This is a genomic window from Pseudomonas sp. SIMBA_041 (genome assembly GCF_046535095.1).
Taxonomy (GTDB): domain Bacteria; phylum Pseudomonadota; class Gammaproteobacteria; order Pseudomonadales; family Pseudomonadaceae; genus Aquipseudomonas; species Aquipseudomonas mucoides.
The window spans coordinates 1-249 of the sequence record NZ_JAWRXJ010000706.1 but is presented as its reverse complement, the minus strand read 5'-3'; the positions used below and the strand labels follow the sequence as shown (position 1 = coordinate 249).

The 249-nt window shown below is 61.0% G+C and carries 1 pseudogene; it reads right to left on the bottom strand.

Annotated features, from left to right (window positions below):
• Positions 1-249, bottom strand: a pseudogene (locus SB725_RS32930) (phage tail protein); the annotation flags it as partial.

Sequence of the window (249 nt, the reverse complement as noted above, 5' to 3'; positions counted from 1 at the left end):
CGGATTGAGCGGGCCGTCGACGATAGGCGCCTGCGCTTCGGCCATCGAATCCGCGATCACCTGCGCCGTGCGCGTGTAGTTTTCGAACGAGAAATTCGTATCGTCGGTGCAGGTACGCGAGCCCCAGAAGCGATAGCCGTCGCGGTTGATGAGCGTCGTCACCTGCTGTTCGTTCAGATAGCCCGCATCCGTTGCCGGGTCTTGCAGATCCCAAGAAACGTCAGCCGTGATTCCGGTCGCGCCATTCAC